This window comes from Macrococcoides bohemicum (assembly GCF_016865215.1).
GTDB lineage: Bacteria > Bacillota > Bacilli > Staphylococcales > Staphylococcaceae > Macrococcoides > Macrococcoides bohemicum.
In genome coordinates this window covers 697,130-709,822 of record NZ_CP054482.1, presented here as the reverse complement: position 1 = coordinate 709,822, position 12,693 = coordinate 697,130, and the positions used below count along the sequence as shown (strand labels likewise).

At 32.8% G+C, this 12,693-nt stretch carries 13 protein-coding genes; 6 read left to right on the top strand and 7 right to left on the bottom strand.

Annotated elements, in window-relative coordinates:
- Window positions 1–41 precede the first annotated feature (41 nt).
- On the top strand, window positions 42–1,268 hold the full coding sequence (pepT, locus tag HT586_RS03715; RefSeq protein WP_096077111.1) for a peptidase T: 1,227 nt from the start codon (window positions 42–44) through the stop codon (window positions 1,266–1,268).
- Between the two features lie 64 nt (window positions 1,269–1,332).
- Here pepT and HT586_RS03710 read toward each other — a convergent pair whose 3' ends face one another.
- The gene (locus HT586_RS03710; RefSeq protein ID WP_203546341.1) at window positions 1,333–2,415 is read right to left on the bottom strand and encodes a glycerate kinase; all 1,083 of its coding nucleotides are present in this window, start codon (window positions 2,413–2,415) and stop codon (window positions 1,333–1,335) included.
- A gap of 76 nt (window positions 2,416–2,491) precedes the next feature.
- Complete coding sequence (gene ytxJ / locus HT586_RS03705) at window positions 2,492–2,812, bottom strand: bacillithiol system redox-active protein YtxJ (RefSeq protein ID WP_096077113.1); 321 nt, start codon at window positions 2,810–2,812, stop codon at window positions 2,492–2,494.
- 142 nt (window positions 2,813–2,954) lie between these two features.
- Here ytxJ and HT586_RS03700 point away from each other — a divergent pair, with 142 nt between their 5' ends.
- Entirely contained in the window at window positions 2,955–3,167 is a 213-nt protein-coding gene (locus HT586_RS03700; RefSeq protein WP_203546340.1) for a hypothetical protein, read from the top strand.
- 30 nt (window positions 3,168–3,197) lie between these two features.
- Here HT586_RS03700 and HT586_RS03695 read toward each other — a convergent pair whose 3' ends face one another.
- Entirely contained in the window at window positions 3,198–4,082 is an 885-nt protein-coding gene (locus HT586_RS03695; RefSeq protein WP_203546339.1) for an EMYY motif lipoprotein, read from the bottom strand.
- A gap of 103 nt (window positions 4,083–4,185) precedes the next feature.
- Between HT586_RS03695 and HT586_RS03690 the strand changes: the two genes are divergently transcribed.
- Together HT586_RS03690 and murB are read left to right on the top strand one after the other, a co-directional pair.
- Window positions 4,186–4,686, top strand: coding sequence for a GrpB family protein (locus HT586_RS03690; protein ID WP_096077116.1), 501 nt, complete (start codon window positions 4,186–4,188; stop codon window positions 4,684–4,686).
- A 57-nt stretch (window positions 4,687–4,743) separates the two neighbouring features.
- Window positions 4,744–5,658, top strand: a complete 915-nt coding sequence (gene murB / locus HT586_RS03685; RefSeq protein ID WP_188018201.1) for a UDP-N-acetylmuramate dehydrogenase — start codon at window positions 4,744–4,746, stop codon at window positions 5,656–5,658.
- A 66-nt stretch (window positions 5,659–5,724) separates the two neighbouring features.
- Here the strand turns inward: murB and HT586_RS03680 are convergent, their stop codons facing one another.
- The 4 genes from HT586_RS03680 to nrdI all read right to left on the bottom strand — a co-directional run bounded on the left by HT586_RS03680 (window position 5,725) and on the right by nrdI (window position 9,799).
- Complete coding sequence (locus HT586_RS03680) at window positions 5,725–6,135, bottom strand: FixH family protein (protein WP_203546338.1); 411 nt, start codon at window positions 6,133–6,135, stop codon at window positions 5,725–5,727.
- 129 nt (window positions 6,136–6,264) lie between these two features.
- Window positions 6,265–7,233, bottom strand: a complete 969-nt coding sequence (nrdF, locus tag HT586_RS03675) for a class 1b ribonucleoside-diphosphate reductase subunit beta (RefSeq protein WP_096077119.1) — start codon at window positions 7,231–7,233, stop codon at window positions 6,265–6,267.
- 102 nt (window positions 7,234–7,335) lie between these two features.
- Window positions 7,336–9,441, bottom strand: coding sequence for a class 1b ribonucleoside-diphosphate reductase subunit alpha (gene nrdE / locus HT586_RS03670; RefSeq protein ID WP_203546337.1), 2,106 nt, complete (start codon window positions 9,439–9,441; stop codon window positions 7,336–7,338).
- A complete protein-coding gene (gene nrdI, locus HT586_RS03665) occupies window positions 9,404–9,799 on the bottom strand; it encodes a class Ib ribonucleoside-diphosphate reductase assembly flavoprotein NrdI (RefSeq protein WP_203546336.1) in 396 nt (131 codons plus the stop codon). Before nrdI ends, nrdE begins: the two co-directional genes overlap by 38 nt.
- A gap of 465 nt (window positions 9,800–10,264) precedes the next feature.
- On the opposite strand from nrdI, the gene queF reads away from it, so the two are divergent.
- On the top strand, window positions 10,265–10,762 hold the full coding sequence (gene queF, locus HT586_RS03660; RefSeq protein WP_096077122.1) for a preQ(1) synthase: 498 nt from the start codon (window positions 10,265–10,267) through the stop codon (window positions 10,760–10,762).
- A 271-nt stretch (window positions 10,763–11,033) separates the two neighbouring features.
- A complete protein-coding gene (locus HT586_RS03655; protein ID WP_188018203.1) occupies window positions 11,034–12,545 on the top strand; it encodes a peptide MFS transporter in 1,512 nt (503 codons plus the stop codon).
- Window positions 12,546–12,693 lie beyond the last annotated feature (148 nt).

Sequence of the window (12,693 nt, the reverse complement as noted above, 5' to 3'; positions counted from 1 at the left end):
AATAATAATATTAACATATATTCACAACAGGAGGATTATAAATGAAAGATAAATTAATTGAACGTTTAACACGTTATGTAACAATTGATACACAATCAAATGCCGCAAGTACAACTACTCCATCAACAGAAAAACAATGGGATTTACTTAACTTATTACAGAAAGAAATCGAATCTTTAGGACTTGAAACTGATATCGATGAATACGGTTATTTATTTGCTACACTCCCATCAAATACAAACAAAGACGTACCAACAATCGGTCTACTTGCACATGTTGATACTGCAACGGACTTTACCGGTACAAATGTATCTCCACAAATTATCGATAACTTCGACGGTGAAGATATTACTTTAAAGAGTGGCCTTATCATTGAAAAAGCAAAGTTCCCTGAACTAGAAATTTATAAAGGCCATACATTGATGACAACTGATGGAACAACACTATTAGGTGCTGATAATAAAGCCGGAATTACTGAAATCATGACAGCAATCGAATACTTAATCAACCATCCGGAAATCAAACACGGAAAAATTCGTTTCGGTTTCACTCCTGATGAAGAAATTGGTCGCGGACCGCACAAATTTGATGTTGAACGTTTTGGTGCACAGTTTGCATATACAATTGACGGTGGACGTCGTGGTGAATTGCAATATGAAAGCTTTAATGCAGCGGGTGTTGAAGTTGAATTTAATGGTGTTAATGTGCATCCGGGAAGTGCAAAAGATAAAATGGTCAATGCATTAAACTTAGCGGTGCTTTTCCAAAGTACATTGCCTGAGCAGGAGCGTCCAGAGCATACAGATGGATACGAAGGATTCTACCACTTAATGGATTTGGAAGGTAACGTTGAACATGCGAAACTTTCATACATTATCCGTGATCATGACCGAGAAAAGTTTGAAGCACGTAAAGCAACTATGGAAGAGATTATTAAAACAATTCAAGCTGATTTCGGTAAAGATGCAGCAAGCATTTCAATTAAGGATCAATACTTCAATATGGGCGAGAAAATTACACCACATAAAGAACTAATCGATGTACCATTAGAAGTAATGAAATCATTAAATATTGAACCGATTGTTGAACCGATACGAGGTGGTACAGATGGTAGCCAGTTATCATTTATGGGATTGCCAACACCCAATATCTTTACAGGCGCTGAAAATTTCCATGGCCCTTATGAATACGTATCATTCGATGATATGGAAAAATCAGTGATGACGATAGTTGGTATATTATCTAAATTTGAAGAAAGCGCACAATAATTATATAAAAAGAAAGGTCGATATATTATCAAATATATCGACCTTCATTTTTATAAAAAAATAACTATTGCTTTCTTGTAGCCATCACAATATGCTGCACAGTATTCTGTAATTGAATACCGATTTGAATATCTTCAGTATCCGAGCTTATTTCAGGATAAATATTAAGCTCAATCACTTCTTTATCATTACTCATTTGCTTATATTGTTTTCCACCCATTAAATATATGTTTATCTTATCTGGATTTTGCAGCTTATTAATCTCACTTACGGCAAGCGATCCTGTCGTTTCATTTACACTACCACCACCATATATCACCATATCTGCTTCGTTTATTAAACTGCCGATATGTGTACGCTTAAATATTAGTTCAGCAGATGTTTTAGTTTCAGCGTTGAATAGCTGTTCAAAAACAGCTCGAATGCCCCCACCATCGCCACCATAAATTGAGGCATTTAAATCAATACCAAATTTCTTAAATTGCTCTGAAATATACCAAATACTGTTATCTATAGTCTGTTTCGTTTCAAAATCATACCCACCATTCGCAATATGACTTTCTTTACCATATATCTTATACTGGTGGTCACTAACTACTGTAAATGTAACTTCTTTTAAACGATCATCCATATCACCCAACTCAATATGTCTAATTTCCTTAAGATCACTCTGTTTAGGCGGGCCTTCTATTAATATGTAATCTCGATTATAGAATTTTGTACCGAATGCATAGAGCATACCAAGACCTGCATCAAAAGTAGTGATGCCACCAATTGATATAATAAATGATTTAACGCCCATATCTAACCCTTGTGTAATCAATTGACCAAGACCATAACTCGATGCTGCTAACGGATTTCCACTACTTAAGACTGTCTTTCCATCAATGAGCATGGTGTCCTGTTCTAAAATAGCAACTTCCACTTCAGCAGGCATTAATAAATCATTATTTACATTACGTTTGATCTTACGACCATTTTCCCATGCTAATAAAGCATCTATCATATTTTTATCGCTCTCAAATAACGGGACCATTACGATATTTGCAGCATTATCAACTGCTTTAATACCATCAGAAACATACTGATTTGCGTGATGAGAGAATAAAATATCAAAAAATGAATCCATAGCAATTAATATCTTCATCTTTTCCTCCAAAATAAATAACTAATAGTAGTACTATTAGTTAATATAATTATTATTTACTTCTAAATCTCTTTCATTATTCTTCTGCTTTAGAAAGATTAGCAATTGTTATATTTTTATGACTGTCATGCCACATAACTTCTCCATTATTAAAGTAAAATGCTTGAGGTGATTCATGTTTGATGTTTGTTTTCGCTTCAATGTAATTGGATAGTTCACGTGCATCCTGAACGATTAAATAATATGCATTAATATCACGTTCATAAGCAAAATTATCAAATTGATCATATGCACTCGCAGATATCGGGCATGTGTTTGAATGCTTCAGAAAAAATACCTTACTATTCGATTCAAGCATTTCTTCAAACTGTTCAATCGTATTCAATTTTATAATCATGATTCCACCCCGTAATTGTGCTTTCGATTTTTAAAATATATCATGGTAAGATTATTTTTGCAATGTATTATTTAATATTACCCCTATCTCAAATAATTACACATTGGTATAATGACATTAATAAATAATTGGAGGTTACACGATGAACAACAATAAATTCCCTCTTAAACGATGGACCTTTATCGATACATTAAATACTTGCGTTTTAATTTATGTGCTGCTCTTTTTTAAGGATATTAATAAAAATCCTACACTTACTATTATTATATTTATCGCAATAGCAATCTGGATATTAACTGTGATTGCAAAGAATATCATTATTTCTAAACATGATAATAATGAATCACTCAAATAAAAGTATAAAAGGCAATTGCCTTTTATACTTTTATTGTTTTGCTTCTAAACTATTTAAAGCATCATAATACTTTTCATCAATCGACTTAATATATTTCGTATTTTCTAAAATATTTTGAATTGGCAATTTTTGAAGTTCACTTTCTGTCTTCATGGCAACTTTGCGTTCTTTATAATAATTAATTAAACTATAATATGTCTCAATTGTAGCTTTTCGCATGCCGATAACATTTTTAGATTTCAGTTTCGTTTGATTCAATTTATCGACATTTGCTTTTAGTAAGGGAATTAATGTTTCATCAATATACGCTTGTTTCTCATTCACACTTCCACTTGATGTTAAATAAGTTACTTTTTCTTTTAATACATCGCTATTATTATTCACCAACTTAGTTAAAGTATCAAAATCATCACTATTGCGTACTGCTTTTTTCGCATACTTTTCATTTAAAGCATTATTTTTTTCGAATACTTTTGTATATTCTAAAATTTTCTCATTTGATTGTATTGACTGATTAAATAACTTCATATAACGATCAAGTTCAGAAATGAATTGTTTCTTTTTATTTAAGTTTCTCACGTATATGTTATGAACATCCTTAACTTCTTTTGTATCAGGTTTAACGGCCATAACTTTTTTCTCATATGCTTTAAGTTGGAGTTTTATTTTTTCATTAATGTCTAATTCAATCTTTTTTAACTTTTTCTTTTTCTCTTCTGTAACTTCTGCGCCTAATAATTGGTCAGCTTTATCCAGCCCTAAATCATCGATTTGTTGAACCAGTTTCTTTTCTTCAGATTGTACATCTTTCATTTGAGCTTTATAATCATTAATATCAGACTTTACTTTATTACCGCAACCTGTAATAACTGTACTTACTATTAATATCAATACAATATAATATAAATTTTTCATATATGCTCTCCTCAATATCAATATTATACCTAATTTAGCCGAGAAATAAAACCTACATTCATTATTCACAAGGCTATAGTTACTTACGAAAGGAAACTTTAACATGCAAAAACAGAAACCAATACTCACAATTAATAATAAAACAGAACAATACAGAACAAAATTTGAAGAGATTAATAAGATATTGATCACATTATTAGACACCCCAATTATTAAAACGATGCATATCGGTTCTACATCTATAGACGGAGCATTAACAAGCGGTATTATTGATATACTTGTAGTAGTAAAAAGTTTGCATGCTATGACCACACTTGATGAAAAACGTCTAAACCTGCAAAACTTTTACCGTTTACATCATCCATATCAAAAGAAGTGTGTGTATGCACAATTTAGTAATCTGCAATCACTAACTGAAGTTGTACGTTTACATATCGTAGAAGAAGACAGTAAAAAATTAAACCAATACTTATCTGGTCAATCAATTTTAATAGAACAAATACAAGCGTTTAATCAGTATAAGAAAGCACTTAATCATGAAATTTCTGTGAAAGAATATGAAAATAAAAAGTCTGAATGGTTCAAACGTAAACTGTCAGTTTAAAATCATTGCTTTAACTGATATAATTAAGTTTGAATTCACCGAAAGGGCGTAATAAGAATGCAAGTAACTGAAATATATAAACAATTGAGTACAATTATTGATCCTACTCTTATTAAAATGAATGAACCATTAAAAAATTATACGTATACAAAAACAGGTGGTAATGCTGATATATATATTACGCCGATAAAATATTCTGAAATACAAAAAACAATTCAGTATGCTAATGAAAACAATATAACAGTAACTTTCCTCGGCAACGGATCAAATATTATCATCAGAGATGGTGGCATACGTGGTATTGTAATCAGCCTGCTCGGGTTAACAGATGTCCAGGTAGAATACGACACAATTATTGCAAGCAGTGGTGCGGCAATCATTGATGTATCGCGCATTGCACGTGATCATCATTTAACGGGATTAGAATTTGCCTGTGGAATACCTGGTTCTGTTGGTGGTGCTGTGTATATGAACGCTGGTGCTTATGGTGGTGAAGTCAAAGATGTGATTGAAAGTGCTACTGTTGTCGATCATCACGGGGAAATCCTTACCTTAACGAATGAAGCGCTAGCTTTAGATTACAGAACAAGTATTATTCAGTCAGAGCATTATGTCGTACTTGAAGCAACATTTAAATTACAACGTGGGGATATTAATTTAATTCAATCTCAAATGGATATCTTAACAGAACGTCGTGAGGATAAACAACCTTTAGAATATCCTTCTTGTGGTAGTGTATTTAGAAGACCGACAGGACACTTTGCCGGTCAACTGATACAGGAAGCTGGGTTACAGGGCTATCGTATGGGAGGCGTTGAAGTTTCTAAAAAGCATGCTGGTTTTATTGTAAATGTCGATAATGGTACTGCAACAGATTATGAAGAAATGATTGCGCATGTACAAAAGGTCGTATTAGAAAATAGCGGCATTGAATTACAGCCTGAAGTTCGAGTTATTGGTGAAAAAATTTAAAAGGGATATGGACACTAGTGTCCACATCCCTTTTTATTTATTATAAAAAATAGTAATTTTTAGAACTTATTCAACTACGATAACTGCATTTGGCATCGTATGTTGATTGTGCGCAGTCACATGACTGATGACATTATAATTCCCTTTGTCTTTAAACGTATATTCTAAAGTATAAACACCATCTTTAGCCTTCTTAACTTTTTCTTTTACAGAATTTTTCATATCTTTATCTTTGATGATTTCAAACATCACTTCATCCGCTTCATTTACAAAAGCCTTACCATGTTTAACAGTTGCAGTGATCTTTACTGAATCCCCTGCTTTTGCTTTAGCAGGCACATTTAAATCCACTGTTAATGGTGTTACTGATTTTGATTCTGAATGAGTTCCGTGTCCTTCATGACCTTCTTGTTTTGTTTCCTGGCCACATGCAGAGAGCAATAAAGTACTAGCTGCAATGATGAATAATTTCTTCATTATTATCCCCCTAAAATTTAATGTCCATATTATTATCGTGAACATTATTCTGGTAATCAATGTACAAAATGTGACAAAGTATAAAAAAACAAGCTAATGCAAAATTTGTCATTAGCTTGTCAAATTAATTTAATTTTCGAAGACAAAGTCTTCATCAGTCAAGGCTTCAACATTTAATGCAATAACATATCCATCACCTTTAACACTAAAGAAATCGTGATTTTTCGTAGATGTATTTAAAGCATTTTCAATAATCGGATTGAAATCCTTTTCGTCAAAGTACGGTTCGAATCCTAAATTCGCTAATGCTTTATTCCCATTGTATTGTACATAATTTAAGACATCTTCAGTTAAACCTACACGATCATACAGCATCTTCGTATAGCTTTCTTCATTCGCATATAATTTCTGAAGCATATCATACATATCTTTATCCGCTCGTAGCTTCTCATCATCTGTTAATTCATTGCGAAGACTTTGTGCGTCAAGACCTGTAAATACGCCATGAATTGATTCATCAAGTAAAATTTTACGAATAATTTCTCCTGAAGTCGTCATTTTCCCTTGGCCAGCTAAATACAGCGGATAGTAGAATCCACTATAGAATAAAAATGTCTCTAAAAATACTGATGCTACACGTGCCATGTACTGATCATATATTGAAGCATCTTGAGCCCATAATTTATGATAACGACCAACGATTAAATCGGATTTAAATTTAAGATGCGGTTCATTGACTACCCAGTTGTCTAATAAATCATTTGTTTCAGAAGACGGTAGTAATGTCGTAAAAATATGTGAATAACTCTTTGCATGAATTTGTTCCATCATGCCCATAAATGAGTACACTGCCTTTTTACGTAGATCCTGTGTGTGTAATCCGATTAACGGCATACCGTCATCTGCCTGATGCGTATCAAGACCAGTTAAACCAGCAAGTGCATGGTTAAATGTGTATTTCTCATCTTCAGTTAACTCTTTCCAGCTAGCTATATCTTTCGATACTTTAAATTCAGACTCTACCCACATTTGTGAGATATTTTGACGCCAGAACATATTCGTCATATCTTCTTGTGTATTCCAGTTAACAGCTTTCATTTTGTCAGTCCTTTATATAAGTAATTTTAAAAGCAGTAATAAGAGACCTTACGGCCTCTTTAAAATTTAATTATTCATTATAGTTTATGATTTATACATATATTACACTGCACAGCTCGTACATTCTTCTACACTTAATAATTTATTACGTGTGTAGTATAGAGATTTTAGTCCTTTATGATGCGCATAGACATAAAGTCTTGATAGTTCTCTTGTAGAAATATCAGAGTTTACAAATAAAATTGTTGATATCCCTTGATCCACGTGTTCCTGAATTGTCGCGATTAGATCAATCAATTTCATCTGGTTCGTATTGAATGCTGATTTGTAGAACCACATAGACTCCGGAGATAAGAATGGCATTGGATAGAACGTCTCTGCATTACCATATGTTCTACGTTCAATCTGATCAACAATCGGCATTACTGAACTTGTTGCATTTTGAACATATGAGATACTTTGCGTCGGTGCAATTGCTAAACGGTATGCATGGAATAAACCATTTTTCATAACAGCTTCTTTTAATGCTGTCCAGTCCGCTTGTGTCGGTACATCCATACCTTCAAATAAAACTTTCACTTTTTCTGATTTCGGTGCATAATTTGTCGTTTCGTATTTCACGAAGTACTCACCTGTTGCATAGTTTGATTTTTCAAAATCCGCATAACGTTCGTTACGCTCCATTGCAATTTGCATTGAACGTTCAATTGAATAATAATTCATCATCATAAAGAATGTTGCAGCAAATTCTTTCGCTTCTTCACTTTCATAGCCAATCTTGTTCTTCGCTAAGTATCCGTGTAGATTCATAACACCTAGTCCAACAGAATGTAGTTCACGGTTTGCTTTTGCAACACCTGGTGCATTCTTTATGTCAGCAGCATCACTAACTGTCGTTAATGCGTCCATACCGATATGTACTGAATCCTGGAATTTCTTAGATTCCATTACATTAACGATATTGAGGGAACCCAGGTTACATGAAATATCACGTTTAATTTTATCTTCTGTCCCATAATCATTAATTACTGAAGTTTCTTGTAACTGGAAGATTTCAGTACATAAGTTACTCATCTTAATTTGCCCAATATTTGAATTCGCATGTACTTTATTCGCATTATCTTTAAACATTAAATAAGGATACCCTGACTGTAACTGTGTTTGGGCGATTAAGTTTAACATTTCTCGTGCATCTTTTGATTTCTTCACCACATTCGGATTTTGAACAAGCTCATCGTACATTACTTCGATATCTAAATCGTCTAACGTTTGTCCATATTCACGTTCTACTGTATGCGGTGCGAACATAAAGAATTCTTTTCCTTCTTTAGCGAGTTCAAAAAATTTCGATGGAACGATTAATCCCGTAGAAATTGTTGATAGTCTTAAATCTTCATCCGCATTAACTTTCTTAGTATCTAAAAATTCTAATACATCATAATGGAATATATTTAAATATACAGCTCCCGCACCTGGTCGTTGTCCTAATTGATCAGCGTAGCTAAATCCACCTTCTAAAGCTTTCGCTACAGGTAACACACCTTTTGCTACACCTTTAATACCTTTAATTGCTTCACCACGTGCACGTAACTTTGATAAGTTAATCGCTACACCGCCACCAATTTTAGATAATTGTTTCGCTGTTGAATCGATATAGTTGATTGAATTTAAACTGTCATCAACTTCAAGCAAGAAACAAGACACAAGTTCACCACGACGCGCACGACCTGCATTTAAAAATGTCGGTGTAGCCGGTTGATAACGCTGTTCAATCATAGCTGAGACTAAAGCTTTCGCTTTTTCTTTATCACCTTTTGCTAAATATAATGCTACGATAATCACATGTTGCTTATAATCTTCTAAATATTGCTTTTTATCATTTGTCTTTAAGGCATAATCTTTAAAGAATTTACTTGCTGACATGTAGCTCGCAAATTGGAAAGGAATGTTCTCAGCATATTTAATGATTTCAAGTAAATCTAATTCCGTATATTCTTCAAACAAATTATAGTAAAAATCCTGATCCACTAAGAAGTGTAAACGCTCTAATGGCGTATCAAAATGGATTGTAAAGTCATGAATCTCTTCTAGATAAACAGCTAATGCCTCCTGATCTTTCTCTAAATCAAAGAAACCATCTTCACGGCGCTTTGTAACCTGGTTATTTAATTCAATATGATTGTATTGCTTCTCTTCTACTGTTTTCATAACATTCTTCCACCTTTTTATTAAATAATTCTACGTCTCGATTATTTCCATGAAGTTCAAACTTCATAAGAAGCGGAACGTGGTATGTTGCACTAATGGTATCACCAGCTTTGCCGAAGTTTTGCCCCCAGTTACGGTTTCCACTTCCTACTACTGCCGCTAAATGATGATAATATCTTTCTAAAAACTGCGATACTGCATCTGGAACCTGTCCAAAACCAATTGTACCCGTGACTATGATAAATGGTTCTGACACACCTTCTTCCATCGCAGTTTCAAGAGGTATCACGCGAGGTTGTCCTGACTTTTGAATAAAACGGCGTACATTCCCTGTTAATGAATAATATACAATTAACATTTGCCTCACTCCTAACTGTAAGGAATATCACTAAACAAACATGAAACATTTCAAACCATTATGTATGTATTATGAAACGTAATTTTCTATTTTTAGTTTAATATTATCTTGTGTTATTTTTCTTTTTCAACACAAGATATAGTGGTATGTTGAAAACACACACACAAGATATACGATTAATTATAGCACTTAAAAATTGCTTTTCAATCTTAACAACTCCAAAAAAAATTAATTTTAATGTTGACTTTTCATCAAAATTTTTAATCCATTGATACGACTATATTTAATTGACTTGAAAATTTGTAAGGTTAATAATGAAATTTAATTCTATAAAATTCTGTTGAAATTTCATTTAAAAAATGATATTAAATAACAACTTCTCTTCACTAAAGGTGTATATATGTCTTTTTACATATGTCGAGATATCTATTATAATAGAACAATCAAAAATATCGGAGGCAGAAAATGACTGGCAGACAAAAAGAAGAACTACAAGATATCACATTACTCGGTAATCAAAACAATAAATATCTTTATGAATACGATCCATCAATTTTAGAATCGTTCGATAACAAACACCAGGGCAGAGATTATTTCGTAAAATTCAATTGTCCTGAGTTCACTAGCCTTTGCCCTATTACAGGTCAACCTGATTTTGCAGCCATCTATATCAGCTACATCCCAAATATAAAGATGGTCGAGTCAAAATCTCTTAAACTTTATTTATTCAGCTTTAGAAATCATGGTGACTTTCATGAAGACTGTATGAATATTATTATGAATGATTTAATTGATCTTATGGATCCACACTACATCGAAGTATGGGGAAAATTCACGCCACGTGGTGGAATTTCAATTGATCCTTATACAAATTATGGACGTCCAGGGACGAAATATGAAGAGATCGCGAATTATAGATTAATGAACCATGATCTATATCCTGAAACAATTACTAATAGATAAATTTGCTTTTTTAATATGAACTAAGGATACTTCTTATAAGAAAGTATCCTTAGTTTATTTCTTGTTATCAATATGAAAATGCTTGTTATTTATCTGTTAAATTGATTAATGAGTGATTATTTTAATAATTTTTTATCTACTTAAATGATTACTATTCAAAAAGTTGAATTGTCTTAAAATTAAAATAAGTGTATTATATATGAATAGTTTATTTGTATAAACTATTCGTCTTTTATTTGTACAACTTTATTTGAAACAAGGGGGAAATGGTATGGCGCAACACACGCGCGAAGAAGTGGTCAACAGTATGCCGAGAACTGGTTTCTTCGGTCATCCAAAAGGTTTATTCACTTTAATGCTGACTGAGTTCTGGGAAAGATTTAGTTATTATGGAATGAAAGCTATTCTTTTATTCTATCTTTATTATTCTGTGAATAAAGGTGGATTTGGATTAGATGAAGGATTTGCGATGCAAATTGTATCTATCTACGGTGCATTAATTTATATGAGTGGTGTTATCGGTGGATGGTTAGCTGATAGATTCATCGGTACACGTAAAGCAATACTATATGGCGCAATCCTTATCATGATTGGTCACATACTTTTATCTTTACCAAACAACTTCACTTTATTACTTATTGCATTGTTATTCATCATTTTGGGTACAGGATTATTAAAACCAAATATTTCAACAAATGTAGGAGAATTATACGAAAAAAATGATCCAAAGGTAGATTCAGCATTTACACTATTTGTTATGTCAATTAACATGGGTGCATTAATTTCACCATTACTTGTTGGCTGGTTACAAGATAATGTAGGCTTCCATTATGGATTTGCAGTCGCAGCTGTTGGTATGTTCTTTGGATTAATCATCTTTATGTTACGTTCTAAACAAACATTAGGACTTTCAGGCTTAGATGTTCCTAATCCAGTGACGGAAACTGATAAAAAGAAAACAATTACAATCACTGGTATCGTTATAGCTGCATTCCTGCTTTATTTCTTAGTTACAGGACTTATGGGTAATTTGTCACTTGAAAGTTTTATGAACTTTGTAACAGTAATTGGGATGGCGTTACCATTCTATTACTTTATTACAATGATCGTATCGAAGAAAACTACGAGAGATGAAAAAGCACGCGTATTTGCATATGTGCCCCTTTTCTTAGCATCTGTTACATTCTGGTCTATTCAGGAACAAGGATCAACAGTACTTGCACATTTTGCTGATAAAAATACGCAGCTTAATCTAGGTGTCTTAACAAATAATGCAATTGATTTTAAAATCCCGGCAGCGTGGTTCCAGTCACTGAATCCTTTATTCATTGTAACTTTAGCACCATTATTTGCCTGGTTATGGATTAAGCTCGGACGATTTAATCCACCGACAGTCATTAAATTCAGTATCGCGCTATTCCTAGCGGCAATGAGCTATTTAGTAATGGTTTATCCGTTAACACATAATGGCGATCAGTTAATGAATCCAGGTTGGTTAATCCTTAGTTATCTTCTAGTAACAATGGCTGAGCTTTGCTTATCACCTACGGGTTTATCTGTTACTACGAAATTAGCACCACAAGCTTATGCATCACAAATGATGAGTGTATGGTTCCTGGCAAATACAGTAGCACAATTAGTTAACAGTAAACTTGTACTTTATTATGAAGCTGTAGAAAATCACCAGTACTTTAACAATATCGGTTTAGTAACACTTGCTATAGCTGTTGTTCTATTGCTTGTCAGTCCATTTATGAAAAAATTCATGCGTGGTATTCATTAATAAAGAATCAATTACTATTGAAGCATACGATTAAGTATGCTTCTTTTTTATTGCAATATATTTTTTTTATAAATATATAATTGTAAAAATAATGATTGTTACAAACAATTGAACAAGCCTTGTTTAGAAAATTTCGACTATTAACTGA

Excerpts from the sequence above, each read along its gene's own strand:
- pepT (WP_096077111.1), top strand. The coding sequence starts at position 42 with ATGAAAGATAAATTAATTGAACGTTTAACACGTTATGTAACAATTGAT.
- HT586_RS03710 (WP_203546341.1), bottom strand. The coding sequence starts at position 2,415 with ATGAAGATATTAATTGCTATGGATTCATTTTTTGATATTTTATTCTCT.
- ytxJ (WP_096077113.1), bottom strand. The coding sequence starts at position 2,812 with ATGATTATAAAATTGAATACGATTGAACAGTTTGAAGAAATGCTTGAA.
- HT586_RS03700 (WP_203546340.1), top strand. The coding sequence starts at position 2,955 with ATGAACAACAATAAATTCCCTCTTAAACGATGGACCTTTATCGATACA.
- HT586_RS03695 (WP_203546339.1), bottom strand. The coding sequence starts at position 4,082 with ATGAAAAATTTATATTATATTGTATTGATATTAATAGTAAGTACAGTT.
- HT586_RS03690 (WP_096077116.1), top strand. The coding sequence starts at position 4,186 with ATGCAAAAACAGAAACCAATACTCACAATTAATAATAAAACAGAACAA.
- murB (WP_188018201.1), top strand. The coding sequence starts at position 4,744 with ATGCAAGTAACTGAAATATATAAACAATTGAGTACAATTATTGATCCT.
- HT586_RS03680 (WP_203546338.1), bottom strand. The coding sequence starts at position 6,135 with ATGAAGAAATTATTCATCATTGCAGCTAGTACTTTATTGCTCTCTGCA.
- nrdF (WP_096077119.1), bottom strand. The coding sequence starts at position 7,233 with ATGAAAGCTGTTAACTGGAATACACAAGAAGATATGACGAATATGTTC.
- nrdE (WP_203546337.1), bottom strand. The coding sequence starts at position 9,441 with ATGAAAACAGTAGAAGAGAAGCAATACAATCATATTGAATTAAATAAC.
- nrdI (WP_203546336.1), bottom strand. The coding sequence starts at position 9,799 with ATGTTAATTGTATATTATTCATTAACAGGGAATGTACGCCGTTTTATT.
- queF (WP_096077122.1), top strand. The coding sequence starts at position 10,265 with ATGACTGGCAGACAAAAAGAAGAACTACAAGATATCACATTACTCGGT.
- HT586_RS03655 (WP_188018203.1), top strand. The coding sequence starts at position 11,034 with ATGGCGCAACACACGCGCGAAGAAGTGGTCAACAGTATGCCGAGAACT.